Raw genomic sequence first — 25,148 nt, 5'->3', positions numbered from 1 at the left:
TTTAACGTGTTAAAGGAGAGGGGTTAGGGGTTTGAATAGGTGTTGGATGAGTTGGGTTGGGCCGGGCGTGTTTGGGTAAAAGAGCAATACGGTTGCGATTGTCCAATTGATGATGAGCAGGAGGAGAAAGATTTTTTTCTCCTTGCCCTGTTTTTGTTGTAGTCTGGGCCATTCATAGAAAAACATCATCATAAGAATGAAGCTAAACAGAATCATTATGCCAACTTTCATTATTGTTTCACCTCGTTGTTTGGAACGGCCGGCGGTTCTGAAGAAAGGCCTGGTCGTAAAATTTTTGCGGTAACGTCGTATTGTACTTCAATATTGGGATACATGTCTGTCCATACTCCTTTCCTCTTTTTCCATTCCTTTCGATATTTTCGCTGAAATGCCCGATTAAATTTCAGAACGTCTACCTTCATATCTTTTTGGACAATTTCTACTGCTTGTTTCATTCTTTCTTCAATCTTTTCTTCAAATTTTCCCTCAAGCAAATGAATCGTTTCGCCCTTGCGGATATCTAACTTGCTGGCATTTTGCACAAGGTCATCCTCCGTAGAGCATTGAATCGTTATTATCCATTTTCCATGCTCAATCCGCGGAATGAGCTTTGTTTGGGACTGAATCATCAAGGCCGTTATTTTCCCCTCACCTTCACCATCCTCCCCTTCATCTACCTCTACTGTAATCGTTGCATTTTTTATTTCATCTCTTACCCACAACAAGCCTCGCGTAACTGATTCATCTAATTTCCCAATCATTTTATTTCCGTTAAATACGGCGACACCACTGAGTAATATTTGCGTTTTCGACTTCATCTTTCCCTTTTGTGACGAACTAACTTGTTTCACAAAGGGCAAGAGCGCACCACCTGTTTCACTTCCAGTCATTTGCATGAGTTCACTCATGGTCACGTCCATGCTAATTTGAAAATTAGACAGTTCATTTAGTGTATCCGATGCGCTGTCTTCGAGATGAGGAGTAGCCGAGATGATATCTTTCGCTTTTCCCTCGCAAACAAAAACGGTGTTTCTTAAGCGAGCATCAGGTGTCCGCGCAAAATAATCCAGGTGCTCCTTGATTCCTTTTTTTGCCATTTCTTCACCAAAAACAGTTGCATCAGCATGGCCCCAAAATAAGGATCGCGCGATTTTTTCTTGCAATTTTGACCGTGCCTCCGCCAGTGTTTTCCCTGTTGCCGATTCAATAAAGGTTGTGCGCACCCCTGCTCCGCTGGTTCCTTGTTTTCTCGTAGCAGACATGATTTCCGGAATGACAAATTCCGCCGAAATCTCCAGTTCATCATCTTTGACATAATCAATCCCCGTGCTCAACACAATTGCCACATCATTGATTTCTTGACGATCCCAGCATCCTGTTAATAATAACGAGACCGCCCCTATCCAAATCACCATCACGAGACTGTTTATTTTTTTTATTATTGGAAAAATCATTATGATGCCCCGGCGCGACCCTGTTTTATTTTTTCACGGACAAGGGTTATCCCTAACAAAATCGCTGGTAATACGATTTGCATCGTCACCAAATATAAAACTAACCCTGCCCCTAGGAATTCCTTTAATTCGGTTAAATTTGGCGCAGACCAGATGGCCAGGCAAGTCAACAGAAAGCCGAGTGGAAAGACAAGCGATTTGTATTCAGACAGATTGAGTAATTGCGCAGTACCTAACGCCAAAACATAATAAAATACCGATATTTTAATAAACGTTCCTAAAATCCAAATCGACATCACAATCGATTCTAAATGCTGGAAAAATTCAGCGATGCTAATATATTTTGCCACATTCATGACTGGATAGAGCAAATCTGCGGTAATCTCACCAAAAATTAATAGGGCAACTAAGTTGGTTAAAAAAAGAATAATTAAGACGCTTAGCACGGAGTAATTCGCCCATTTTAATCCTTTTTCACGATCATTTATATAAGGAAGCATAAATGCGATTAAGAAATACTCGCTAAACCATGCTCCCGGAGTTGTCGCCCCCTTAATGGAAGGCATGAGCCCATTTTCAAACATGGGAAACATATTTTCTATTTTTAAATCAAAAATGAGGAAAATCACGATGGTGACCCAAAGCGCGATGACAATCGGGACAAAGTGCTGAGCAGTTCTGGCAATCGTCTCTAAGCCACCGCGGACAGAAAACGCGCAGACCAGCGCCATGCTCCCCATGACGACTGAAATTGGCGTGCGATGCAAAAAGCTGCCGACGATAAACTCTCCATATTCTCTAAAAATAATTCCATTGACATGCAAATATAGAAATAAATACGCGAACCCAATCACCTTGCCCAATATCTTCCCGACAATTTGTCCGCTATACTCGATCACGGTTTGTTCGGGATAGTGCTTATGCAATTGATAAGCAAGAAAAACCGCTAAAACGCCGAGCGATGCTCCCCAAATCGGGGATAACCACATATCGCTTTGAGCTTTCGCAGCCGTTATCGAAGGAATGATTAGCAGTGCGGTCGCTAAAATGGTCTGATTCATCATGATTGCCATTTGAAATGAAGAAATTCTTCCTTTTTCAATCATTTAGTCCCCTCCTTTTGCCGGCTCTGGTTTTTGATTTGGGGCTTGCCGATATTTATTGTAAGACCCTGTTAAATGGGGGCGAACATCTTGGGCCCATTTTGGAAGGCGCAGGAACACATCTTTCATTTCGTCCTTTTTCATCGGGGCAATTGGTGATAAATATGGTACGCCAAACGAACGCAACGTACATAAGTGAATCACAATGACAATCACGCCGAGCATGATTCCTAATAGTCCCAAAAAACCAGCCAGCAACAACATTGGAAATCGCAGCATTCTTAAAGCTAATCCAGCGTTATACCTTGGAATCGCAAATGATGCTATTCCTGTTAAGGCGACGACCATGACCATTGGTGCTGATACGATTCCCGCTTCAACTGCTGCTTGGCCAATAACAAGTGCCCCGACGATGCTGACCGCAGCGCCTATCTGTTTCGGGAGTCTAATCCCCGCTTCGCGAAGGATTTCAAACATGATTTCCATCGACAGCGCTTCGATAACTGCCGGAAACGGAATCGGTTCCCTGGAGGCTGCCATGCTGATTAAGAGCGAAGTCGGAATCATTTCATGATGATAGGTTAATACCGCAACGTAGAGAGATGGCAACAAGAGCGAGATGACAATAAATAAAAAGCGGAGCCAGCGAATAATGGTGCTTAACATCGGGCGCTGGTAGTAATCTTCCGCTGCCTGCATGAGTGAATAAAAGGTTGTCGGCACAACCAACGCAAAGGGTGTGCCATCTGTTAAAATCGCAACGTGACCTTCAAGCAAATAGGAGCTGACCACATCTGTACGCTCTGTGTTCAATACTTGAGGAAATGGTGAGTACGGATTATCTTCGATGAAATCCTCGATATATCCGCTTTCCAAAACGCCATCAATATCAATGCGCTTGATACGATTTTCTACTTCAGTAATCAGGGTTGGGTCGGCTACTCCCTCAATGTACGCAACAATAAGATTAGTTTTCGTTAGCCTCCCCACCTCCATTTGCTTTGTTTTAAACTTTGGACTTCTTATCTTTCTCCGTAGTAGGGCCATGTTCACGCCGATTGATTCGATAAAACCTTCCCGAGGACCCCGAATAACGTTTTCTGCTGTTGGCTCCTCAATCGCTCTTTTTTCCCATTGGGCTAAACCTAGAGAAAAGCCCACCTTTTGTTGATCGACTAGGATCACTGGATTTCCCAAAGAAACCTGATCAATCACCTCATTGATGGTCTGGACTTTGTTCATATTTGAAATTGATAAGATTTGTTCTAAATAATTGCCATACTGTTCGGGCTGCTTATGATGCTCCAGTTCAGGTTTGAGATGTGAATGGGAAAGCGTTGGATTGGCTTGCAGTGAGCGTGAGCCAGCTTGCTGTGATCCCTGTTGGCTAGGGTTATCGATCAGTCTGGAAAGAACTTGTTCGTTTAGTTCTGCAATGTTTGAAAGGCCCTCTAAATACATTAGCGCTGCTTTGTCTTTTCCTTTTATATGGAAAAAACGAAAGACTATATCTGCGCAATTTTCATAGTTTGATTTTAAAATTGCGATATTTTGGTCGATATTTTGATTAAGTTCATGTTCCTGGTTGTTGGTGGAAGCCTTTGGTTGCTGTGATGCTGTATTGGGCTGCTGCGTGGCTGCATTGGGCTGCTGGCCATACTGCTGCGACTGCAAAGGTTGTTGTTGCTGCTCTAGCGGCTCTAGCGGCTCTGACCCCGCATGCTCCTGTAGGTTCCCACCCTGCCCAATAGATTGTGCTGATTCCTTCCTAGCAGCTCTAGCTTGATCAATTAATTCTTGAAGTTTAATTGGCTTCTTTACCTTTTTCCGCATCACAAATCTCCTAAACAAAAAACCGAGTCATTTACACTTAGTATGTTTCACAATTGGATAATTATGTATTTATTGGAAGTTTACCCAACTTTAACGCAGCAAAGCACCGGGGGACTGTCCCCCGGTGCTTTGCTGCGTTAAAGGATGGAACTTGAAATGCTTCAACTAAAATATTTATTTGCTAATTTCTCGGCTGTTCGTGTCGCTAACGCCTGCGTGGTCAACGTAGGATTGGGGCCTCCAATTCCATTAAAATGAACGCTATTATCAGCAATAAAAAGTCGTTTAACTTGATACGCTTCACAATTATGATCCACAACAAAACCCATTCGCATCGTAGATTCAATATGACCAAATAAGTGAGATGGCCAATCTGTGCGAATAATCTTCTTTGCGCCAGCCTTGTGCAAAATATCGGCAGCAATTTTAACTAACTCGTTTCGCTTTTGTTTATCTTTATTACTAGGTGTATAACGTACGACCGGAATAGGTCCGTGTTCATCTTTTACTAAAGGATCAATGGTTACTCCGTTCTTTTTATTGGGCTGATCGTCAGTGAAGATCATTAAGGTTAACGTATTTTTGTAATTGTACATCCATTCTTTTAATCCATTTCCGACCACTCGACCTTGCAAATCCCAAGGGTCGCTCGGTAATGGATTCTGGCCATAATGATATCCATTTTCGCTGAACCCAAACGTTAAAGCAGAAAATAATCCTGGGCTGACTCCAGCTGGTTGGATACATCCTAATCCTGGATAATCAAATCGTCCACCTGATGTAGGACCAACAAAGGGGTTCACATTGGATTGTCCCAATATGGCCATTAAATCCTTTTCATCAAATACACCTGTTATCCAATCCCAATAATGGTTCGTTAATCCCCGGCCAATCCACGAATTTTGTGGCAGCCCTGAATTCAGCCAAAGTCTTGGGCTTTCGATACAACCTGCTGCCATTACAACCACTTTTGCGTACAGTTCGCCGGACTCTCCTGTCCATGTATTTCTATACTGAACTCCAGTTGCTCGGAGCCCTTCCTTGGCATGATCTTCCGTCAATATCCTAGTTGTATATGTATTAGGTCGAACTTCTACATTTTTGGTTTTTAAAGCAAGCGGAATATAGCTTATGTTGGTCGAGCGTTTAGCCACTTTATCAACCGATGGGCCATGTGGGCAACCATTAACACAATGTCCACATAGCGTACACCCCTCCATTTTTGATACTTCTTCTAAATTAGTCTCTACATCCATTAACCGGTCATTTGGGGCTAGAATTGCATTGGGCTGAGGACGGTATCCGGGAGAAGTTGGGTTTAACGTATTCAGCATAGACCAACCGGCTTTGTTTGCACCGAAATAAAACAATTCCTCTTTTGCAGTGGTCGGGGCAGGATGAACGGGTAATGTAGCTTCCACCTTCTCGTAATAGGGAATCAACTCCCGGTAAGAGATGGGCCAGACCTCGTTTATTGCCGTTGAAAAAGCTCTCGGTGAATTTCCCCAGTAAACCTGTGTTGTCCCGCCAACGCCAGTTGTCTGCCAAATAAGTCCGTTCTTAGGGACATTCCGGTACCAGGCTGGACGTCTTCGATCGGCAGGTCCCCACCTGAAACGACCAAATTCAGGGGAGTTCATCGTATGTTCATGTTTGGTATATTGTTGCCGTAATAGATTAATATCCAAATCTCCCTCACTGGAACTACTGACAGATCCACGGTCTTGATTAGGCTTGTCCCATTTTTTATTTCCATACCAAGGACCGGCTTCAAGGAGAATCACTTTGACTCCTAATTCTCCTAACTCTTTCGCCATAACCGCCCCACCTCCACCGGAACCAATTATGATTACGTCTGCATCTGTATCCATTTCTTATTTCTCCTCTTCTGAAAATTTTTCAAATAAAAATCCTCGAAGGGCCTTATAACCTAATGATGGACCTGGATAATCTAGGCTCTTCCATACTAATGGTTGTCTTTCATAACGATGATCCTCCGGGTAAGCTAATCGAGTTGATCCAAGCGAAAACCATTCAGAATAATAACCAAACATAACCATTTGATGAAGGGCAGTAACAACATTCTGTATTAATCCTGCATTGTTACGATACGGGCCGGGAAGGACTTCTAAGTCAACTTGAAGATTTTCTAATAATCGGATCGCCTCTAGCCGGTCGTCAGGGAAAAGAGCTGCAAATGGTCCCCCATCCGGATAAGTTGAAAAATCAAGAGGTCCTTTCATTTTTCCAGAAACGATCAGATGATAAGCAGATATATCAAGGACTCTCGCAGTTTGAGAAGATATGTGGGCCGTTTTCACCGCCCATTCTCCTTGGATCGATACGTAATGATCTAATGCCCAAATAATATAATCGTCTATTCGTAAATCTAATGCCCCTAATGTTGAGGGAATCATGACATCTACAAAAGCCATAAATGTGGCTTTCGTATGTGGAATACTTGCAGTGTTCATCATTTGAAAAGGTAAGTGGACCGAGGTCGATGCAGCCATGGGATATTTTTCTGGAGGAACATGGTCGATCATCGTGATATTTTTGATTTGATCGAAAAAATCTTCCCAATATGGTTGTTTCGAATCTGATTTCCCTTCAAATTGATCCATACTGACATTGTCCTCCTAACTACGGAATGTAATTTAACTAATGATCAATATATTAATTTCTACATATTATTTCTTTTTAATGATCTTTTTAGACGTCATAAACCTGTGGGATTTTGAAGTATTTTACATATTATTTATTCTCAAAGAAAAGAATAAGGACACTAATTAAATCCTTATAAATTGGAGGATGAACCTTGGAGACGAAAAATTCAATTCGATTAACTGCTCCAGAAATAACCAGCATTTGGACTCAATACCTATTTGATACAATGTCCATTTGTTTTTTTCGTTATGTACTTGAGCATATCGAAGATACTGATATCAAGTCGTTGTACCAAACTGCCTTAGACTTATCAACAAAGCATGTTCAAGAAATTAAAGAATTCTTTGTAAAAGAAAAATACCCTATTCCACATGGGTTTACTGAAAAAGAAGACTTGCAAGCTATGGCACCTCGACTTTTTCAAGACCCATTCTACCTATTTTATCTGTATGTCATGACTGTACAAGGGTTGACTGGATACTCTATGTCAGTTAGTACGTCCATTCGATCTGACTTGCGGAAGTTTTACATAACTTGCATGACCGAAACGATGCTGCTGTACGATCAAGTCATTGATCTTATGCTTAAAAAAGGCCTTTTCACACGACCTCCAATTATTACACCACCTGATTCTATCGATTTTGTTACACACCAAAGTTTTTTAACTGGATGGTTTGGAAAACGGCGCCCGATGAATGTCATGGAAATAGGAGATATTTATTTTAACATGGTTAAAATGCATTTACATGCTGCTTTAAAGGTGGGATTTTCCCAAGTGGCTCAATCAGAAGAGGTTCGTCAACATATTAAGAGGGGCTTAGACATTTCTAATAAACATATAAGAATATTTGAAGCGGTTTTTAATGAAGAGAACTTAAATACACCAGTTTCTTGGCAATCAATGATTACGAACTCCACAACTCCGCCTTTTTCAGATAAATATTTGCTGTACCAAATTCAATTATCTACACAATTATCCATAGGCTACTATGGTTATGCATTGAGTGTAAATGCAAGGAGAGATCTAGGTGCTCATTACCTTCGATTAAATTTAGAACTTATGAAATTTGCTGAGGACGGAGCAAACCTGATGATCAAAAATGGCTGGCTAGAGCAGCCTCCCTCAGCGAGTGACCGGGATTCGCTTATCAAGCCATAGGCGAGTGGGCAGTCTCTCATTGCTTTAATGCGTTGATGTGATGGGGGACAGTCCCCCGGTGCTTTAAAGCGGCGGGGGACTGTCCCCCACTGCACTAAAGCCATTTGGTTACTAGGTTTATGATGACGGGGCCCAGTAGGATGATGAAGAGGGTTGGGAAGATGAATAGGACCATTGGGATGAGCATTTTGACTGGTGCTTTCATGGCTTGTTCTTTGACGGCTTGTTTTTTTTGTTCACGCATCCGTTCGGTTTGGGCGCGCAACACTTTTGTCATGCCGATTCCCATTTGGTCAGCTTGAATAATGGAATTGATGACGCTTTTGAAGAACTCGGAGGGAATGCGATCACGGAGTTCTTCGAAGGCGTTTTTTCGTGATTTCCCCAGTTTCATATCTTCGATGGCTGTCTTGAATTCGGACGAAAGCGGACCGTGCATTTGCGTGCAGACTCGCTTCAAGGCGCCATCTAAGCCCATACCTGCTTCGATGGAAACATTGACCATATCAAAGAAGTCAGGCATTTCTTTTTCAATCATCTTAATCCGCTTTTTCTTTTTACCGTTTAAGTACATGTTCGGATACACGAGGGCAAACATTCCGGCAACGATGGCGAACATCGTGCCCTTGAGATGCTCCTCACTACCAATCGCGAAGGCGAGCAGAAACACGGTAAAGGTGATCGCAGCAAGGGCGAGCTGCACGAGCAGGAAGTCAGCGGCTTTGAGCCCAAAGGGCGACCCAGCATCGTGGAGTTTTCGTTCCATCTGCTCTTGCTTTTGTCTACCAAGGTTTTTGTCCACCAAATGCCGCAGTTTTGCGACCATTGGTACCAACAACCGCTCTCGTAACGGCATGGCGGGTTTTCCGTCTCCTTCGCCATCCTCGGATGGTGCATCCGCGTCGAGGGTCGCGAGGTGGTTGCGGTCGCGGCCGATGAGTTGGAGGCGTTTTTGGATGGTGCGCTTATCCTGCCCTATTTTTCCAAAGATTTGCGAGAATACGAGTGTGCACAGGATGAATAGTAATAGGCTTAATAGTACGGGCATGGACATGTTTTTACACCTCGATGTTGACGATTTTCTGGATGACGAACCAGCCGATGATGCCGCTAATTAGTCCAGCGCCGAGAAGGGTCCAGCCGAGTGGGTGGGATATCATCGGGTTGAAGTATTCTGGGTTCATCAGGTTCAGGACGACGCCGATGATGACGGGCAAGAGCGAGATGATCCAGGCGGACATTTTGCCTTGGGCGGTCAGGGCTCGGAGTTCTTCCTTGATGCGGACACGGTCGGTGATGGTTTCTTGAATGGTGTCCAGGATTTGCGTTAGGTTGCCGCCGGTTGAGCGCTGGATGATGATGGCGTTGGCGACGATTTTGATGTCGTCGGTCGGCAGGCGGTTGATTAGGTTGGCGAAGGCTTCCTCGAGCGGGACGCCGAGGTTGATTTCGCGCAGTGTTTTTTTGAATTCGGTGCCGATCGGGTCGGGCACTTCCTGGGCGATGACTTGCATGGCCTGAAGGAAGCTGTAGCCGGATTTCATCGATGTTGCCATGGTGCCAAGCGCTTGGGGGAGCTGGGTTGTGCAGCGGGCCAGGCGCGTTTTGATTTTTCGTTTCAGGTAGATGGTCGGCAAGGTTGGGCCGATGATGGCGGCGACGATGATGACCGGAATCGGTAGCTTGAGGAGCGCGGTGATGCCCACTGCAGCTAGGCCGGTCACGATTCGGAGCGCCTGAAATTCTTCGGTTTTGAGCGGGAGGTTGGCGGCTTCGAGTTTCGTTTCCCACTTGGTTGTGTTTTTCTTGGTGGTAAAATTTTTCGAGAGTTTCGTTAGGATTGATTTTAGTTCGGTTACGTTTAGGATGCGTCGGCGTTGTTGGTGCTGCTCCTGTTGCTGGTCACGCGACTCAGGCGGTGCATCTTTTGGGAAAAATTTTTCGAGTCGGTCGACGAGGCTCCGCTTTGGTTGCAAAAGCAGCATGCCGAGTGAGCCGAACAGAACTGATAGTGCTATGAAAAGAAGCCAGAGCATGATTGTTTACCACCTTTCTCTTAGGAGCATTTGGACTGGGTCATTTTCGTATTTTACAAAGGTAGACGGTCGGATATGGGATTTTCCGCGTTTCGCTTGGCTGCAGGTTGAACTGCGCTTTTTTTCGATTATTTGGTGCTTGCGTGCTTCTATCTTTCCTTTAGTTACCACTATTGTATTTTTTTATAGCTCGCGGGCTACAATGGCTTGCTTTGGTTACCGTCTATGTTATTGTTGACTCGTTTTTTGGGGCCGCTCGGGCACGATAACTCTTTTATCGTTACCGTTGACTCAAATTTTTGGGCCGCTCGGGCACGATAACTCTTTTATCGTTACTGTTGACTCAAATTTTTGGGCCGCTCGGGCACGATAACTCTTTTATCGTTACCGTTGACTCAAATTTTTGGGCCGCTCGGGCATGATAACTCTTTTATCGTTACCGTTGACTCGTTTTTTGGGGCCGCTCGGGCACGATAACTCTTTTATCGTTACCGTTGACTCAAATTTTTGGGCCGCTCGGGCACGATAGCTCTTTTATCGTTACCGTTGACTCAAATTTTTGGGCCGCTCGGGCACGATAGCTCTTTTATCGTTACCGTTGACTCGTTTTTTGGGGCTCCTCGGGCATGATAACTCTTTTATCGTTACCGTTGACTCGTTTTTTGGGGCTCCTCGGGCATGATAACTCTTTTATCGTTACCGTTTACTCTATTTTTTGGGCTGCTCGGGCACGATAGCTCTTTTATCGTTACCGTTGACTCTATTTTTTGGACCGCTCGGGCACGATAGCTCTTATATCGTTACCGTTGATTCGTTTTTTGGGGCTCCTCGGGCACTAATCGCACTCTTTCGTTACCACCGTTCCCCGAACCATTCGCTTGGCAGTTCGATGCCGTGGTTTTCGAGTTTGCTTGCGCACATTGGGCGGATACCGGTCGGAGTGAAGCGGCCGACGACTTTGCCGTCCTTGGTGATGCTGTCCTGCTGGTAGACGAAGATGTCTTGCAGGGTGATTGTTTCGCCCTCCATGCCGACGACCTCGGTGATGTGCGTGATTTTGCGCGAGCCGTCCTTGAGCCGCGATTGCTGGACGATGAGATCGATGGCGCTGGCGACTTGGGAGCGGATCGCTCTGATCGGGAATTCGAGTCCGGCCATAAGCACCATCGTTTCGAGCCTGGCGAGCATGTCGCGCGGCGAGTTCGAGTGCCCGGTTGCAAGCGAGCCGTCGTGGCCGGTGTTCATCGCTTGGAGCATGTCCAAGGCTTCGCCGCTTCGGATTTCGCCGATTACAATACGGTCGGGGCGCATCCGTAGTGAGTTCTTAACGAGTTCACGGATTGAAATCGCACCTTTACCCTCGATGTTGGGCGGTTTTGTTTCGAGTCTGATGACGTGCTCCTGTGAGAGCTGGAGCTCGGCCGCGTCTTCGATGGTGACGATTCGTTCGTCCTGAGGGATGAACCCCGAGAGGACGTTGAGCAGCGTTGTTTTTCCAGAACCGGTTCCGCCGCTGATGAAAATGTTGAGTCTTGCTTTTACGCAAGCGTCAAGGAATTGCGCCATTTCCGTTGTGAGCGTGCCAAAGCCGATGAGATCCTCAATTTGGAGTCGCTTGTTTGGAAATTTCCTTATCGTAATCGTTGGCCCGTCAAGTGAGAGCGGCGCGATGATGGCGTTGACGCGCGAGCCGTCGGGCAGGCGGGCGTCGACCATCGGGCTGCTTTCGTCGATTCTGCGGCCGAGCGGTGCGACGATTTTTTCAATCACCTGCAGGACATGCTCATCGTCCCGAAAGGTATAGTCTGAGAGCTGGAGCTTGCCGCGCTGCTCGACATAGATTTGGTTCGGGCCGTTGACCATGATTTCCGAGACAGATGTGTCGTTTAAGAGCGGCGTGATCGGGCCGAAGCCGATGAGCTCGTTCATGACTGAAGTGACGAGTTCTTTCTTTGCTTCAAAGGTGAGGCGCTCGCCTTCTTCACTAAGGAATTTCATCGCCTCTTGCTCGATGAATTTTTCCATTTCCTCGTCGTTGGCCTCGATGAGCTGCTTTTTGATTTCGGTGATTAGGTGCTTGTGCAGCAGGTTTCTGAGGCCGTAGTCCTTCGTTTTTTTGGTTTCCTTTTTTTCGATGATTTGCTCGACGTCCGTTTTGACGGAAGGCGCAACGGCGTTTTTTTCACTTAAGCGTTTGAGTAAAGACATCGTTATGCGACCTCCTGGTGTGTGAGTTTAGTTTGGCTCGATGTAATGGCACTCCGAAAATAGGTAACTTTGTTTCTATATATAAAATAAGAATTTGTCTTGTTCGTGATTATTGCGGTGGAGCAGCAAATCTAGGCTTTCTTTTTAAAAATAGAGAAGGTGTGCCGCTTTGGTTTTGATTTTGGCTTTTCGGTTTTGATTTTCCCTGGTGAAACTAAGCTTTCGGCGAATTTCATTGTCGTCTTGGCGACTTGGGTGCGCGGAGCTGAGATGACAAACGGGACGCCTTTATTAATAGAAGAGATCACCGTCATGTAGTCGCTCGGAATGCGCGCAAATATCTGTTTGCCAAGGACGTTTTCGATTGAACCAAGGTTCATGCCCTTCATTTCGGCATCGCGGTTTAGGACGATTTTGATTTTATCGGTAAAACCTAACAGCGCCATCGTATCGAGTGCAAGCTTGCCGTTCTTGAGTGCCGGCAGGTCGAACGAGGTGATCAGCAAGATGTCATCGGCATAGTCGAGCGCGACGAGATTCGTTTCGACGAGGCTCGGCGGCGTGTCGATGATGATGATATCGTAGCGTTTCTTCAGCTCCTCGATGAGACGTGCGACGTGATCCCCGCTGATGAGCTCGGCAAATTCCGGCAAGGGTGGCGCCGCGATGAATTCGACGCCGGATTGGTGCTTCACCATGTACGGTTCGACCTCTCCGTCCTTTTCATCGAGCGATTCTTTGACCCAGTCATAGATGGTCGCTTTCGGTTCCTTGTCAAACAAGAGTGGCACGTCGCCGAACTGGAGATCGAGGTCGATGACGGCGACGGCCAGGTTCTTCTTAGCGAGGGCGGTGGCAGCGTTTACGGACAGTGTTGTTTTGCCGACCCCACCTTTCGTGCTCAAAAAAACGATGATTTTTCCGTCCTTCTGCTGTGTAGTGTTTTGGGCGCTATTGTGGCCGGCCAGGGCCAGATATTGCGCGTTGTTTTCTAGTTTAAGAGCAAGAGACTGTTCTGCTTTTTCAAGTGCGCTTTGGAATTCATGCTTGGGCGGGGTCGTGGTCAGGATGTCGACGACTCCGGCGTAGAGTGCTTGTTTCAGGTCGATTTGTTCTGGTTGGAGCATGAGCAGCACGACGACGGTGGTGCGGCTGTGGAGCATGTGTGTGATTTCGCGTGCGATTTCGTATGGGCTCCGCCCTTGACACGGGCCGATGATGATGATGGCCGGCGTGCTGGTTGTTTCGAGTTCCTTTTTTAGGTCAAGTTCGGTTGTTACGGATTTGAGTTTAGTTTTGGCGAAGCCGGGTTTTACGTGTTGGAGCATTTCGGCCAGGTCCGTGCTGAAGGAGAGTTTTGAGCTTAGGACTAGGTAGTTAGTTGTCATTGGTTGTCTCTCCTTTTGTTGATGTTTTGGTTGTTTCCGGGTTTTGGCGGAGCATCATTGTAAGTGAGCCCTTCACGGAAACGTTGGCGATGGCTAGTGCCTCGTCTGGCGTGACTTCGACGGTGACGGTCGGGTACGTGAATGTCGTTTCGACGGCCGGGTCGATGTTTTTGATGGTTTTGTCGGTTTGGCTGCCCACGGCGAGAACTTTGATTTCCTCGAGGAGGATTTCTGTCGTTTCCGGGTTTTTCGCACTTTCCGGAATGAAGGCGATGATGTCGACGTAGTTGCCAGGGCGGATTAGGCCCGATACCCCTTTGACGTGGTCGACGGCAATCGAGATTGCCCGCTTGTTTGCTGCGATTTTGAGCTTTTCTTTTGGCTTGGTTGTTGTTTTTTCGGATTTTGTTGATTGATTTGTTTTGGTTGATTTGTTTGATTGTTGTTGCTGCTGCTGCGCAGAAGCTGTGTTCTCTGAGTTTGCTGTTGTTGCGTTTATATAAAAGTAAAACAGGATTGTGAAAATGGATGCTATGAGCATGGACAGCATCCAGATTTTTTTCGGTTTCATCTGTTCACCTGCTGTCTGGGTTAAAATAAATATCGGCTTATGCTGCTATTTTTGTTTTTAGTAACCTAATTTTGAATTGCTGGGCTAAATTAGGGCACTAACAGAATGTTTAGTGACCTATTTTTGCTTTGCTGGGCTAAATTAGGGTACTTATGGCGTGTTTAGTGACCTGTTTTTGTTACGCAAGGCTAAATTAGGGCACTTAGCACAGCTCTTAGTGACCTGTATTGCGTGCCTACTATAAAAAGAGGGCACTTAGCGAATTTCGCGAGCGGGTGCCCTCTCTCAATCTGAAAAAAGCAAATTATCTTGTCAGCTTGAAGCCGTAGGCTCCGTAGTTTGTTGTGCTGTAGCTGATTTCGCCGGAGTCAGCGGCCTCGATGAAGCGGCCGACAATTTCGGCGGATTGGCTACCTGAGTTTACATTCTCGATAAAGAAATTGGCAAAGCCGACGATTTTGACTTGCTTTACTTGGTTTTGCTGGGTGACCACTGATTGAAATACTGGTACTAGCACAACTCTCGGGCAATCAGCCGGATGGTTGAGATAAGTCGAGGTCGGGCAGGCGGCGATGCGATAATTAACCGCTCGTGCAGTCGGGCCTGCGAGATTCCCCGTTTGCGTGTCGATGATTTGGTTGACACGCAGCTCATTTTCATAGCCGTTCTTAAAATCTTCCTCGTATAGCTTGGCACCGGGACCGGCGAGGGCGAGCGCACCGAAGTTTCCGACCGTGGCGTCCTCGACCTTGAGATATTTTATATCACCGAATGCAATTTGACTGGTGTACTCGATGCCAACCGGGACCGCCCCTCTCCCTGAGATGAGCGAGCCGATTTCGACTTTACTGAAGGCATCGACTTTGGCTTTATCGAAGCCGAGCACTTTTGCAAAGACGAGGTTGACTGATTTTTGGGCTCGGACCGTGATCCGATGTTTATTTTCATTAAAATTTATGTTAAAGAGATTAGGGTTGGTTTCATTCAATGTTATTGCTTGGTTTGCTTGCGCCGTTGCTTTATCAATTGCCGTTGGGAGCTCTTGGGCTCCGGCCAAGGCTGCAGCGTCGGTAACGTCCTGAAGTTTTTGCTTTTCAAGGTAGAGCATGCCTCCGTCGATGACGAGGGCTGTGACACCTAGAAAAGCCACCATTAACAACGCTACGACAATGATAACAGCACCTTTTTCTTCCTTTATTAGTCGATTCATTTATTCCACCCTCATTACGGTTTTACTTTTTACAGTAAAAGGGTTGGGCAGGATCATTTCCATCAGCGGGACGGAAATGGTCACTGGGTACGAGGTGGCGACGGTCACGTATGTTCCGCGTTTGCGCAGGTCCTGCTGCGGCGTGACTGTGACGGTTAGTTTGGCTGCTTCGTCGACCTGGGCAGCGGTCTTGGTTGCAGTTGTGATTTCGGTGTCGGTCGCGCCAAGGCTGGCGAGCCGCGCCCCCTCGCGTGTAGCATGTTCGGTCGTCAGGTAAGCCTGAAATATCCGACCAAAGTCGATGATGGCGAAGACAATGAGCAACAATACTAACAAGCTGAGTGCCAGTTCGACGGTCGCCTGGCCTGCTTCTGAGTGGGCCAAGCGCCGAGGTTGGCGGGTCTGGCCTGCTTCCGTGCGGGCTAAGTGCCCATGTTGACGGGTCTGGCCTGCTTCCGTGCGGGCTAAGTGCCCATGTTGACGGGTCTGGCCTGCAAAGCGCCGGGATCGACGGTTGCGCCCCCGCTTGTTAGGAGCTTGGTTTTCTCCATCCGGACTTGAATGTTTCATGGGAGGCTGGCTCCCAGCTGGGCAGCTGTGCCGATGACAATCGCCACGCCGTATGGAAAGGCGTGATGATACTCAGATCGGTCGAGCCCGGATAAAGTCTTTATTTTTGTAAAAATAATGATTCGTTTCAGGGTGTTGAGTAGGTCTTTTTTGGCAAATAAAATGATGAGCGCGATGAGGCCGCCGGTGATTGCGGTGAATAGGAATGCACCGAATACGAAGGCTGCGCCTTTGAGCGCGCCGATGGCAGCTAGGAGTTTGACGTCGCCGGCGCCCATTCCATCGAGTAGATATGGGATGAGCAGGAGGCCAAAGCCAAGTAATAGTCCTAGTCCGCTGAATGTGAATCCGGACCAGCCAGCGGCGATGCTGTGATAGGTTAGTCCGATTGCCATCGTTGGAAATGTTATGATATTTAAAATTCGTCTACTTTTGAGATCGGTGACAAGTGAGACGATGAGTATGAGTATTAAAATGGTGTTTAAGAGCATCTTTCACCTCGATAAACATGCTTAAGACGCCTGCTTGCGTGTTGCTTGGAGGCGTCTTGTTTGGATGGAGCGCCGGCTTCGGTACGGCGCTGCAAATGGGAAAAGACCCCCACCTTCAATGTGCAATTGAAAGCGGAGATCTGATATTGTATGTGAAAGTGATTATGGCGTTGTTGTGCCTTCGGTGCCGTCTCCTTGTAGTTCTTTTAGGAGGGCATCGAATTTGGTGTTGAGCTCATCACCAAATAGCCCTAGTACTGCTACTACGGCAAGTGCGATTAGACCTAGGATTAGTCCGTATTCTGTCATACCTTGTCCCTGTTCTTCGCTGAAAAGTCCTTTGATTTTCTTCATCATAATTGTTCACCTCATATTATTATTGGCAAACAACGATAAGTAACACTACAGTTTCGGTAACTGGCTGACTTCGGGCACCTATGGTCTTTAGCTTGATTACGGAGTCGGTGATTTGCTGACGTGGAAACTATTTTTTGCCATGGAATAGATTAGTTAATTGGCATAAGAGTTTAGTTGCTCTGTGAGGTCACTTTTTTTGCACCCTTAATACACTACGAATTTGGCAAGTTGTGATCGCTTATGTGTGTGGTGTGGTTCGCAGTTCCATAAGCATCGGCCGTTTGCTTGTTCGATTTTGGGCGAAAAGATGGCGTGTGTTGTCGTATAGCATAGCGCGGCATGAGTTAGGTCTGCTCGATTTTTGCTAGATTGCTAGACCTGTTGTTTGTTCGCTTGTAGTAGTACGTTCATGTCGGCATGGCTAAACTGGCCACTTTTCGAGTTGCATTGTGCCCTCTTTTGCCTTTCTTCTAATCGATTTTTGGCTATTGTTTAGTTATACACTGTTAGCACTTCAACAGATTCGGTAACTGGCTGACTTCGGCGTTCCCCGTTAAGCCCCTATAGCTTTGCGTCCCAAGATTTCTCAAGGTTTGCCTTTTTCGTTTGTTTGCTATTCAAATATAACATTCTTAATAGTAAAATTCACCTAGGTACTTTATCGAAGGAAGGGCAAAATTGTGAAAATTATAAGAAATAATTATGAATTTGCGGTTGATTTGGAAATTACTGTGTGTGATCGGTTTTGGCCGCGCTTTAGAGGATTAATGTTTCGGTTGCGGCCGATTGTTGATGAAGGAATATTGCTTGTTCCGTGCAATTCGATTCATATGTTCTTTATGTTCTTTCCAATTGATGTAGTTTTTTTGGATGGCGATGACGTGGTGGTGACAGTGCGCGAGAGGGTGAAGCCCAATCGGGTCATTATGCCTGTGGTGGGAGCGGTAAAAACGCTTGAGCTGCCTGTGGGAACAATCGAGAAACTAGCGCTTAGCTCTGGTGACAAGATAGTATATTAACATAGTTTAGCGCGGTGAAGTGTTGGGGGACAGTCCCCCAGCACTTCACCGCAGCAAAGCAGCGGGGGACTGTCCCCCGCTGCTTTAGTGTGTTAACGGATGATGATGGCGCCTTTCATTTTGATTTCGAAGGTGTCGATGGCTCGTTTCATGGCTTGGACAGGGTTTCTAAGGATACCGCCATGTCCGGGGGCGAGTAGTTCTGGATTGTAGATTACGAGTTTTTTGGCACTCTCCAGTGCAGTTGGCTTGCTCCAGGTTGCCCAGCCCGGAAACGGGAAAAGCTTTTTCACATCACCGGCAACAGCAATCCCTCCATGTGTTTGAAAGGCATCCCCGGCAATTAATGCACCTGTTCGCTTATCTAAATAAGACATCGAACCCGGCGTGTGACCTGGCGTTTCGATGGCTTGCAAAGAACCGATATGATCTCCCTCTTTAAGTGTTACATCTGCTTTTGTTTTTATTCTTTTCGGAATGCCCCCCTTAATTGGCGCCTGATCCTCATCAGCACTAAGTGTGTAGTCTCCATTCATAATCAGGTTGTCGCGTTCAGATATATAAACTTCAACTTCTGGATTGGCACGTTTTATCGCATCAAGAGACCCAACATGGTCTTCGTGGGCATGTGTAAGCAGAATTCGCTTGATTGGCTTGCCGATTATTTCTGCCGTTTTAAGGATTGTTTTCGCACTGTATGGGAGTGCCGTATCAATTAAGGTGAGGTTATCGTCTTCCTCGATTAGATAGCAATTTACCGGAAAAATGTGTGGTACAAAGGTAATTTGATACAAGCAATCGCATTTTGTGATTTTCAATTGGATTCCCTCCCTTTTTTCCAATAACTTAAGATATTAAAAGAAACCTTGTATTATTCGGGTTTCGAGGTGTTTTCACTACCGTCATGTAATAAAATGTTCAAAATCTTTTTACGGATTTGTGAATTCAATCACACATGTAACTTTTTCTAATTTTCGTTTGGTATATTTACAGTGTGGAAAGCAAATAAAACATAAGCACTAAGGAGATGTTCTAAATGGTAAAATTTTTACGAGAAAACACTATCGCCGCTGGTATTCTTACAATTATTAGATTGTGGCTTGGATATAACTGGATGACTGCAGGTTGGGGCAAATTAACTGGACCTGGCTTTGACGCTTCAGGATTTTTGAAAAATGCCGTTGCCAATCCGGTAAAAGGTCCAGATGGTAGTGTGGTTTATAGCTGGTATGTGGACTTCTTAAATCATATCGCTCTTCCAAATGTGGATGTATTCAATACTATTGTGCCATTAGGTGAATTCTTAATTGGTCTTGGCCTAATCTTAGGTTGCTTAACAACTGCTGCTATGTTCTTTGGACTTGTGATGAACTTTTCATTCTTCTTGGCTGGAACAGTATCTCATAACCCATCTGATATTTTCTTTGGTGTAATCATCCTAGTTGCAGGTTTCAATGCAGGTAAATTTGGTTTAGACCATTGGGTGATTCCGTTTATCCGCAAAACTGTTTTCAAAAACGGTGGGGCGACTGGAAAAGCTGGCAAAAATGCAGCGTAACGAGTTTGTGTAAATTCGCGATATGGTTCGCGTTTAGAATAGCTTAGATTTGAAAAACCCTTCTGGTTGATGTTGTAAGGATGGTCCTCCCCCTTCCCGACTTACAATGCAACGGAAGGGTTTTTGTGTTGTTTGGAGTTGGTGTTCGGGTGAATAAGTGTAGCGTGGGCTGGCCCCTACATCTGTACTGCTTCACCGTGTTGGGGGACTGTCCCCCACTTCTGTGCCGCTTCACCGTAGTGGGGGACTGTCCCCCACTTCTGTACCGCTTCACCTTGTTGGGGGACTGTCCCCCACTTCGCTAAAGTTTTTTGAATATGTGGTTTTGTGCGTTCATATGATTAGTAGAAAAGGGGCAATGTGGCGTGGTGAAGGCGTGTCTTGTTTGTGCAGCGGATACTAGAAGGGTAATTCGAAGAGGGTTTGAGTTGGTGTATGCTGATAGCAAAGATCCGTTTACCCAGGAGATTTTCGATCGGTATGGTGTGCCATTCTTTGGAGTTGGCGCAATTTGCAATCATTGTTTGAGTAAGTTGGCAAATAACAAAGCATATTTTATCCCAGCTTTGTTTTCGCCAATGATGCGGGGAAAGCTTTAAACTTTGGTCATTATATCGTTCATTTATAAGGTGAAACCTCCCTAGCAGGAACTAAACTTTAGAAAAAATAAGGTTTAACGCAGTAAAGCGATGGGGGACTGTCCCCCATCGCTTTAAAGTGTGTAAGTGCGGGTTTCGTATGGTTTTAGTTCGAGTTGGTTGAGTGGTTCGTGTGGTGCGACTTCGTAGTTGTGGAGCAGCAATTGATCGTACGCCAGAGATTGCGATATTCCCTGCTCCAGTTGGAATTGTGCTGAATGTGCGGAGAGGTTGGCAATCACGATGATTTTATCGCTGTTTTCATCACTTATTAGAGTCCGTGTGTAAGCGTAGATTTGCCCGTGGCCTTGCAGCAGCAGCTCATAGCTTCCGTAGGTGAAGACTAAGTTTTCCTTTTTCAACCTGATCATTTTTTTATAAAAATTTAGGATGGATGACTCGTCGGTTTGTTGCTGCTCAACATTAATGCTAACGTAATTTGGGTTTATTTTTAACCAAGGCGTGCCAGTGGTGAAGCCGGCATTCTCCGAAGCGCTCCATTGCATCGGTGTGCGAGAGTTGTCACGGCTTGAGTCCCAAATGATAGCCATGATTTCCTCATGAGGGATGCCGCTCTCGCGCTTACCGTTGTACAGGTTACGAGTAGCAACATCGTTGTAATCTTCAATAGCTGGGTAATGGACATTGGTCATGCCGATTTCCTGACCTTGATAGATGAATGGTGTGCCTTGCATAAGAAAATACATCGCAGCGAAGGCCGTTGCACTCTCGCGCCAATATTGCTGATCATTACCCCATGTGGAAACCATCCTGGGTTTATCGTGATTTTCAAGAAACAAAGCATTCCAGCCTTTATTCTCAAGCCCTTTTTGCCAGCGCGTCAGGACCTGCTTCAAATCGTTTATATCAAGCTGTTTTTTCGCTTCGGCATCCCAAAGGGCCATATGCTCGAATTGGAAAACCATGTTGAATTTGCCTTCTGTTTCACCGACCCATTGCTCAATATCGGCTGGATTTTCGATGGAGACACCGTTTGCTTCGCCAACCGTAACGATGTCGTATTTCGCAAAGGTTTGTTGTTTCAGCTCCGCAAGATGGGTGTGGATGCCTTCAACGTTCATCATTTTCGGAAAAGCCGGAACGTATTGGTCACCGTACGGATTTGGCATGTCGGACAAGCCGGGTTCTTTTTTTATATGACTGATAGCGTCAACGCGGAAACCGTCGATGCCCTTGTCGAGCCACCAGTTAATCATTTCATAAAGGCTGTTGCGCATCTCGGGATTTTCCCAATTGAGGTCTGGTTGTTTGCGCGAGAATAGATGCAGATAATATTGATTGGTTGCCTGGTCGTATTCCCAAGCAGAGCCACCGAAAATGCTCTCCCAGTTGTTTGGGGGAGCTGTTTGTATTGGTGTTTCAGATTCAGTTTCAGTTTCAGTTGCCGCAGCTTCATTTTCAGGTCTGGTTGCGAATTCAGTTGCCGTTTCAACGATGTAGTGTGGGTTAGCGTCCGTTGTATGTTGGGTTAGAAATCCATCGTTATTTTTTCCGTTGTCAGCGTTCTTGCCGTCCCGCCAGATGTACCAGTCCCGCTTTGGTGAATCAAGTGCGGCACGGGATTCAATAAACCAGGGATGCTCGTCACTAGTGTGATTGATGACGAGGTCAAGGATGAGTTTCATGCCGCGACGATGCGTTTCCGCAAGAAGTTGGTCGAAGTCAGCCATCGTACCGAATTCAGCCAAGATTTCCTGATAGTTGCTGATGTCGTACCCGTTATCGTCGTTCGGCGATTCGAACATCGGGCAGATCCAAATTAGGTCGATGCCGAGGTCTTTCAGGTAATCAAGCTTTGAGATAATTCCTTGGATGTCGCCAATTCCGTCACCATTTGAGTCCATAAAGCTTCTGGGATAAATTTGGTAGGCGATTGCTTCTTTCCACCATGCTTTTTTCATGTGCATTGTGCATACCTCACTGATAGATTTATTTTGTAAAATTGTTATGGTTTTGATGGTTGTGTAGGATTCTGGGTAGATATGTTTGTTTGGATGCTTCACGGTTTACAGAGTTGTGGATTCATGTGGGTTGGTTTCAAGTTTTAGGTTACAGGTTTCTGGATTGAGTTTATCTCATGTTTATCATACGCATGTGCCCAGTAAGTTGTTAGTTTATTTAACTTTTGCGAATGATTTTTACATTCCTAGCGTTGACTTTTTTTCGCTACTTAAAACCTATGGGATTTCAAAACCTACTACTTTTTTGCGTTAAAGCGCTGGGGGACAGTCCCCCGCTGCGGGAACGCAGTGAAGCAGTGAGGGACTGTCCCCCAGCACGGTAGTGCGGTGAAGTGGAGCACACACTTCACGTCGCTTTTGCACATAAAAAGGGTGCCTGATGTTAGGTCAGGCACCCGAAAGTGGGGTTGATCGCGGCGGCCATTGATTCTATGTATGGATGGAGATTTGAATGGGCCAAAATGCATAATACAGAATATGGCTTTTAATAGAATCAAGCATCCGATGTCTTATGGTACAGTGCTTCCAGATCGAGCAATGAATGAAAAGCATTCTTCATGTCTCGTAGGCACATAAGCAGGCGCTTCAACCTCTGCTTGAGCTTGAGCTTCAACCATGAATTGCTCAAGCTGTCCCATTCGCACTGTTAAGTCGTCCAATCTTTGGTTGGATCGCCCTAGCATCGCAATTAGACTTTCAATTAACACTTCTAATTTTTTATTTTGCTCCAAAGCTTGTTCAAGTTCGATTTGTCTCATGTGATGGTTAGACCTCCTGTTAAAACGGCGGATCTGCAGAATCAGATTGTGCGCCATGACCAGATTCACTCAAGGCCATTACTGCTGATATTGCAGCAGCGCTTGACTGGTCACTTGAAGCCTGAGCAACGGTAAATCCATGGGCTTCTCTTTGAGGTAGTGAAGCGGTCGTTTCAACAGCTTCTCTAAGCGGTTGTGATGTGCTTGCGTGTGTGGAGTCTTGTTGAGGTGGTGAATCTGCAACTGCTGCAACTGTCCCTACTGCGGGATTTCCCTGTGCAGATGCTGATTGCGTTGCAACCGCTACTGCACTAGACCCAGACTGTTGCGGTGCTGATGCACCATCCGCACTGTTAGTTTCAGTGCCAGAATTGGATCCACCAGCCGCTTGTCTAAGCGGTTGAGGCTGCGGGACTGCGACTGGCGCATTGGCTGTTACCCTTTTTCCAAGGAATTGGACCGTTTCAGCGACAACTTCGGTTACATACACTCGTTTACCATCGTTGTTATCATAGTGGCGGGACTGGATTCGCCCGGTGATACCGATGACTGAACCCTTGCGACAAAAACGGGCCGTATTTTCAGCAGTTTTACGCCAAAGCGTACATTGGACAAAATCAGCTTCAATTTCACCATTTTGATTTTTAAAATGGCGATTTACCGCTAATGTAACATGAGTGACGAGGATACCATCATTCGTCGTGCGCAGCTCGGGGTCCTTTGTTAATCTGCCTACAAGCGTAACTTGATTTATCATTTCTCATCTCCTCTCTTGTTTGATGAGTTTATTCTCCTATTTTTTTCATTAAACGTAAAATAGGTAAAAAAATATTTTTCACCCAAAAATACCCCTCAAACTTCCAAAATCCCTATAGAAAAATCAATTTTCGACCAAGTTTACATGCGCAAACTTAAAAATCGGCCTTTTTTTATATATTTTTCGACAAACGTGAATTTTGGCTTTTAATTGCCATATGTTATAATTTGAGCAAATTTTACGAAGGGAGGATTTTGAATGAAAACATTTAAACTCATTTCTATCGAGGTATTTGATCATGATACATTCAGGGAAATTGAAATGGTAGATGGTCTAATCATCAATAAAGAGGATGAGAAAAATACTTGGCTCATTGAAATTTATACAAAGCCTGATCAGGTTGATTTTTTTGAAAAATCATTACAAAATCAGGAAGATCAAATCATCCGCGTCGTCATCACCAAGAAAGACAATGACCCCGTTTCCTTCCATATTCAAACGCGTTCCATCACGAAATTAGAAAATAATGTAAGCGTCATGCTCCACGGAACCTTAAAACGGACCTCTCGGAAAAATTATTCCGAAATCCTGTTGAAGGATCTATTAGATCAAGGTTTAAATGGTGAAACCCTGCTGCAGGAATTCCAGAGCAAAATGAAGAATAAACCTTACTTAACCTCTATCAATAACTCTTCGTCTTCTTCCTCAAATTGAAATTGAAGGAGACGGCCTACATATTTATTTTTACCAAAACAAGACAATGGGCGTCCCTTACGAAAAAGGAACAGCCCATTGTTTTTATTCGTCCTTATTGTCGCGGTCTCTTGCGTCATTGCGGTCTTCAATCAAATCTTCGCCACGACCATTATTGTCCCTTGCCGGATCCAGGTCATTTCTGGTATTTCTGTCACGCGTATCTGGGGTAAGTGTCCCATTGCGGTTCGCATCATTAATACGCGCGTCAGGTAATGTGCCATTTCGGTTCGTATCGTTAATGCGCGTGTCAGGTAATGTGCCATTATTTCTATTGTTCACGCGATTGTTTCCGTTGTTGATACCGTCTCTGTCGTCGAGGATACCATTATTGTCACGGTCACGATCAAGAATTCTGTTATTGCGATCGTTATAATTCTTCACGTTTACTCCGTTGTTTTCTGGCGGCGGATTATCCGTATCATTATCAGCACATCCAACTAACATCGTTGCCGATAGGATGGCACTCCCCATTAGCGCAAATAGCTTTTTCTTCATGATGTAAATAGCCCCTTTCTGCTTTGAAAAATTGACCTTGTTTCATCGGTCTGCAGTTATGTTTCCCAATTGATATGCGAAACTTGACACCGTATTTTTTCCAATTTGATTACAGCAGTGGATTCGGCCTTTAGCGCG

The 25,148-nt window shown here is 45.5% G+C and carries 25 protein-coding genes and 1 riboswitch; of the genes, 6 read left to right on the top strand and 19 right to left on the bottom strand.

Annotated features, from left to right (window positions below):
- Positions 1 to 39 precede the first annotated feature (39 nt).
- On the top strand, positions 40 to 162 hold the full coding sequence (locus HHO41_RS22595) for a hypothetical protein (RefSeq protein WP_282434271.1): 123 nt from the start codon (positions 40 to 42) through the stop codon (positions 160 to 162).
- 68 nt (positions 163 to 230) lie between these two features.
- Here the strand turns inward: HHO41_RS22595 and HHO41_RS07490 are convergent, their stop codons facing one another.
- The 5 genes from HHO41_RS07490 to HHO41_RS07470 form a co-directional block, all read right to left on the bottom strand.
- Positions 231 to 1,454 (bottom strand): Ger(x)C family spore germination protein, encoded by a 1,224-nt coding sequence (locus HHO41_RS07490; RefSeq protein ID WP_169097074.1) that lies wholly within the window; start codon positions 1,452 to 1,454, stop codon positions 231 to 233.
- Positions 1,454 to 2,560 carry a GerAB/ArcD/ProY family transporter gene (locus HHO41_RS07485; RefSeq protein WP_211171073.1) on the bottom strand — a complete coding sequence of 369 codons (1,107 nt, stop codon included), beginning with the start codon at positions 2,558 to 2,560 and terminating at the stop codon, positions 1,454 to 1,456. Before HHO41_RS07485 ends, HHO41_RS07490 begins: the two co-directional genes overlap by 1 nt.
- Positions 2,561 to 4,390, bottom strand: a complete 1,830-nt coding sequence (locus HHO41_RS07480; protein WP_169097072.1) for a spore germination protein — start codon at positions 4,388 to 4,390, stop codon at positions 2,561 to 2,563.
- A 161-nt stretch (positions 4,391 to 4,551) separates the two neighbouring features.
- A complete protein-coding gene (locus tag HHO41_RS07475) occupies positions 4,552 to 6,261 on the bottom strand; it encodes a GMC family oxidoreductase N-terminal domain-containing protein (RefSeq protein ID WP_169097070.1) in 1,710 nt (569 codons plus the stop codon).
- Between the two features lie 3 nt (positions 6,262 to 6,264).
- Positions 6,265 to 7,014 (bottom strand): hypothetical protein, encoded by a 750-nt coding sequence (locus HHO41_RS07470; RefSeq protein WP_169097068.1) that lies wholly within the window; start codon positions 7,012 to 7,014, stop codon positions 6,265 to 6,267.
- 194 nt (positions 7,015 to 7,208) lie between these two features.
- Between HHO41_RS07470 and HHO41_RS07465 the strand changes: the two genes are divergently transcribed.
- The gene (locus HHO41_RS07465; RefSeq protein ID WP_169097066.1) at positions 7,209 to 8,216 is read left to right on the top strand and encodes a DUF3231 family protein; all 1,008 of its coding nucleotides are present in this window, start codon (positions 7,209 to 7,211) and stop codon (positions 8,214 to 8,216) included.
- Between the two features lie 94 nt (positions 8,217 to 8,310).
- Here HHO41_RS07465 and HHO41_RS07460 read toward each other — a convergent pair whose 3' ends face one another.
- The 9 genes from HHO41_RS07460 to HHO41_RS07420 form a co-directional block, all read right to left on the bottom strand.
- Positions 8,311 to 9,270, bottom strand: coding sequence for a type II secretion system F family protein (locus HHO41_RS07460; RefSeq protein WP_169097064.1), 960 nt, complete (start codon positions 9,268 to 9,270; stop codon positions 8,311 to 8,313).
- A gap of 4 nt (positions 9,271 to 9,274) precedes the next feature.
- The gene (locus tag HHO41_RS07455; RefSeq protein WP_169097062.1) at positions 9,275 to 10,252 is read right to left on the bottom strand and encodes a type II secretion system F family protein; all 978 of its coding nucleotides are present in this window, start codon (positions 10,250 to 10,252) and stop codon (positions 9,275 to 9,277) included.
- Between the two features lie 852 nt (positions 10,253 to 11,104).
- Complete coding sequence (locus HHO41_RS07450; protein ID WP_169097060.1) at positions 11,105 to 12,460, bottom strand: TadA family conjugal transfer-associated ATPase; 1,356 nt, start codon at positions 12,458 to 12,460, stop codon at positions 11,105 to 11,107.
- A gap of 131 nt (positions 12,461 to 12,591) precedes the next feature.
- Positions 12,592 to 13,848, bottom strand: a complete 1,257-nt coding sequence (locus tag HHO41_RS07445) for a CpaE/TadZ family protein (protein WP_169097058.1) — start codon at positions 13,846 to 13,848, stop codon at positions 12,592 to 12,594.
- The gene (gene cpaB, locus HHO41_RS07440; protein ID WP_169097057.1) at positions 13,838 to 14,419 is read right to left on the bottom strand and encodes a Flp pilus assembly protein CpaB; all 582 of its coding nucleotides are present in this window, start codon (positions 14,417 to 14,419) and stop codon (positions 13,838 to 13,840) included. Before cpaB ends, HHO41_RS07445 begins: the two co-directional genes overlap by 11 nt.
- A gap of 304 nt (positions 14,420 to 14,723) precedes the next feature.
- Positions 14,724 to 15,629, bottom strand: coding sequence for a pilus assembly protein TadG-related protein (locus HHO41_RS07435; protein WP_169097055.1), 906 nt, complete (start codon positions 15,627 to 15,629; stop codon positions 14,724 to 14,726).
- Positions 15,630 to 16,199 carry a TadE/TadG family type IV pilus assembly protein gene (locus HHO41_RS07430; RefSeq protein ID WP_169097053.1) on the bottom strand — a complete coding sequence of 190 codons (570 nt, stop codon included), beginning with the start codon at positions 16,197 to 16,199 and terminating at the stop codon, positions 15,630 to 15,632. It abuts the gene before it with no gap.
- A complete protein-coding gene (locus tag HHO41_RS07425) occupies positions 16,196 to 16,690 on the bottom strand; it encodes an A24 family peptidase (protein ID WP_169097051.1) in 495 nt (164 codons plus the stop codon). The genes HHO41_RS07430 and HHO41_RS07425 overlap by 4 nt, the downstream gene beginning before the upstream one ends.
- A gap of 162 nt (positions 16,691 to 16,852) precedes the next feature.
- A complete protein-coding gene (locus HHO41_RS07420; protein WP_169097049.1) occupies positions 16,853 to 17,047 on the bottom strand; it encodes a Flp family type IVb pilin in 195 nt (64 codons plus the stop codon).
- A 522-nt stretch (positions 17,048 to 17,569) separates the two neighbouring features.
- A riboswitch (cyclic di-GMP riboswitch) is annotated at positions 17,570 to 17,655 on the bottom strand.
- Positions 17,656 to 17,727: 72 nt separating this feature from the next.
- On the opposite strand from HHO41_RS07420, the gene HHO41_RS07415 reads away from it, so the two are divergent.
- Entirely contained in the window at positions 17,728 to 18,066 is a 339-nt protein-coding gene (locus HHO41_RS07415; RefSeq protein ID WP_169097047.1) for a DUF192 domain-containing protein, read from the top strand.
- A 92-nt stretch (positions 18,067 to 18,158) separates the two neighbouring features.
- On the opposite strand, the gene HHO41_RS07410 is transcribed toward HHO41_RS07415, so the two are convergent.
- Positions 18,159 to 18,884, bottom strand: coding sequence for an MBL fold metallo-hydrolase (locus HHO41_RS07410; protein ID WP_169097045.1), 726 nt, complete (start codon positions 18,882 to 18,884; stop codon positions 18,159 to 18,161).
- 218 nt (positions 18,885 to 19,102) lie between these two features.
- Here HHO41_RS07410 and HHO41_RS07405 point away from each other — a divergent pair, with 218 nt between their 5' ends.
- Both HHO41_RS07405 and HHO41_RS07400 read left to right on the top strand, forming a co-directional pair.
- Positions 19,103 to 19,624, top strand: a complete 522-nt coding sequence (locus HHO41_RS07405) for a DoxX family protein (RefSeq protein ID WP_169097043.1) — start codon at positions 19,103 to 19,105, stop codon at positions 19,622 to 19,624.
- A 365-nt stretch (positions 19,625 to 19,989) separates the two neighbouring features.
- Positions 19,990 to 20,223 carry a hypothetical protein gene (locus HHO41_RS07400; protein ID WP_169097041.1) on the top strand — a complete coding sequence of 78 codons (234 nt, stop codon included), beginning with the start codon at positions 19,990 to 19,992 and terminating at the stop codon, positions 20,221 to 20,223.
- A 113-nt stretch (positions 20,224 to 20,336) separates the two neighbouring features.
- Here HHO41_RS07400 and HHO41_RS07395 read toward each other — a convergent pair whose 3' ends face one another.
- The 3 genes from HHO41_RS07395 to ssb all read right to left on the bottom strand — a co-directional run bounded on the left by HHO41_RS07395 (position 20,337) and on the right by ssb (position 23,759).
- On the bottom strand, positions 20,337 to 22,190 hold the full coding sequence (locus HHO41_RS07395) for a glycoside hydrolase family 13 protein (protein WP_481747088.1): 1,854 nt from the start codon (positions 22,188 to 22,190) through the stop codon (positions 20,337 to 20,339).
- Between the two features lie 563 nt (positions 22,191 to 22,753).
- Complete coding sequence (locus tag HHO41_RS07390; protein WP_169096860.1) at positions 22,754 to 23,002, bottom strand: hypothetical protein; 249 nt, start codon at positions 23,000 to 23,002, stop codon at positions 22,754 to 22,756.
- Positions 23,003 to 23,021: 19 nt separating this feature from the next.
- Positions 23,022 to 23,759 carry a single-stranded DNA-binding protein gene (ssb, locus tag HHO41_RS07385; RefSeq protein ID WP_169097039.1) on the bottom strand — a complete coding sequence of 246 codons (738 nt, stop codon included), beginning with the start codon at positions 23,757 to 23,759 and terminating at the stop codon, positions 23,022 to 23,024.
- A 258-nt stretch (positions 23,760 to 24,017) separates the two neighbouring features.
- Here ssb and HHO41_RS07380 point away from each other — a divergent pair, with 258 nt between their 5' ends.
- On the top strand, positions 24,018 to 24,473 hold the full coding sequence (locus tag HHO41_RS07380; RefSeq protein WP_169097037.1) for a YwpF family protein: 456 nt from the start codon (positions 24,018 to 24,020) through the stop codon (positions 24,471 to 24,473).
- 84 nt (positions 24,474 to 24,557) lie between these two features.
- On the opposite strand, the gene HHO41_RS07375 is transcribed toward HHO41_RS07380, so the two are convergent.
- A complete protein-coding gene (locus HHO41_RS07375; protein WP_169097035.1) occupies positions 24,558 to 25,010 on the bottom strand; it encodes a hypothetical protein in 453 nt (150 codons plus the stop codon).
- Positions 25,011 to 25,148: the final 138 nt, after the last annotated feature.

The sequence above is a fragment of the Bacillus sp. DNRA2 genome, from assembly GCF_012843265.1.
Taxonomy (GTDB): domain Bacteria; phylum Bacillota; class Bacilli; order Bacillales; family Cytobacillaceae; genus Bacillus_BU.
The sequence above is the reverse complement of the archived record's forward strand: the minus strand, read 5'-3'. Positions and strand labels throughout refer to the sequence as shown.

Excerpts from the sequence above, each read along its gene's own strand:
- HHO41_RS07490 (WP_169097074.1), bottom strand. The coding sequence starts at position 1,454 with ATGATTTTTCCAATAATAAAAAAAATAAACAGTCTCGTGATGGTGATT.
- HHO41_RS07485 (WP_211171073.1), bottom strand. The coding sequence starts at position 2,560 with ATGATTGAAAAAGGAAGAATTTCTTCATTTCAAATGGCAATCATGATG.
- HHO41_RS07480 (WP_169097072.1), bottom strand. The coding sequence starts at position 4,390 with ATGCGGAAAAAGGTAAAGAAGCCAATTAAACTTCAAGAATTAATTGAT.
- HHO41_RS07475 (WP_169097070.1), bottom strand. The coding sequence starts at position 6,261 with ATGGATACAGATGCAGACGTAATCATAATTGGTTCCGGTGGAGGTGGG.
- HHO41_RS07470 (WP_169097068.1), bottom strand. The coding sequence starts at position 7,014 with ATGGATCAATTTGAAGGGAAATCAGATTCGAAACAACCATATTGGGAA.
- HHO41_RS07460 (WP_169097064.1), bottom strand. The coding sequence starts at position 9,270 with ATGTCCATGCCCGTACTATTAAGCCTATTACTATTCATCCTGTGCACA.
- HHO41_RS07455 (WP_169097062.1), bottom strand. The coding sequence starts at position 10,252 with ATGCTCTGGCTTCTTTTCATAGCACTATCAGTTCTGTTCGGCTCACTC.
- HHO41_RS07450 (WP_169097060.1), bottom strand. The coding sequence starts at position 12,460 with ATGTCTTTACTCAAACGCTTAAGTGAAAAAAACGCCGTTGCGCCTTCC.
- HHO41_RS07445 (WP_169097058.1), bottom strand. The coding sequence starts at position 13,848 with ATGACAACTAACTACCTAGTCCTAAGCTCAAAACTCTCCTTCAGCACG.
- cpaB (WP_169097057.1), bottom strand. The coding sequence starts at position 14,419 with ATGAAACCGAAAAAAATCTGGATGCTGTCCATGCTCATAGCATCCATT.
- HHO41_RS07435 (WP_169097055.1), bottom strand. The coding sequence starts at position 15,629 with ATGAATCGACTAATAAAGGAAGAAAAAGGTGCTGTTATCATTGTCGTA.
- HHO41_RS07430 (WP_169097053.1), bottom strand. The coding sequence starts at position 16,199 with ATGAAACATTCAAGTCCGGATGGAGAAAACCAAGCTCCTAACAAGCGG.
- HHO41_RS07425 (WP_169097051.1), bottom strand. The coding sequence starts at position 16,690 with ATGCTCTTAAACACCATTTTAATACTCATACTCATCGTCTCACTTGTC.
- HHO41_RS07420 (WP_169097049.1), bottom strand. The coding sequence starts at position 17,047 with ATGATGAAGAAAATCAAAGGACTTTTCAGCGAAGAACAGGGACAAGGT.
- HHO41_RS07405 (WP_169097043.1), top strand. The coding sequence starts at position 19,103 with ATGGTAAAATTTTTACGAGAAAACACTATCGCCGCTGGTATTCTTACA.
- HHO41_RS07395 (WP_481747088.1), bottom strand. The coding sequence starts at position 22,190 with ATGCACATGAAAAAAGCATGGTGGAAAGAAGCAATCGCCTACCAAATT.
- HHO41_RS07390 (WP_169096860.1), bottom strand. The coding sequence starts at position 23,002 with ATGAGACAAATCGAACTTGAACAAGCTTTGGAGCAAAATAAAAAATTA.
- ssb (WP_169097039.1), bottom strand. The coding sequence starts at position 23,759 with ATGATAAATCAAGTTACGCTTGTAGGCAGATTAACAAAGGACCCCGAG.
- HHO41_RS07380 (WP_169097037.1), top strand. The coding sequence starts at position 24,018 with ATGAAAACATTTAAACTCATTTCTATCGAGGTATTTGATCATGATACA.
- HHO41_RS07375 (WP_169097035.1), bottom strand. The coding sequence starts at position 25,010 with ATGAAGAAAAAGCTATTTGCGCTAATGGGGAGTGCCATCCTATCGGCA.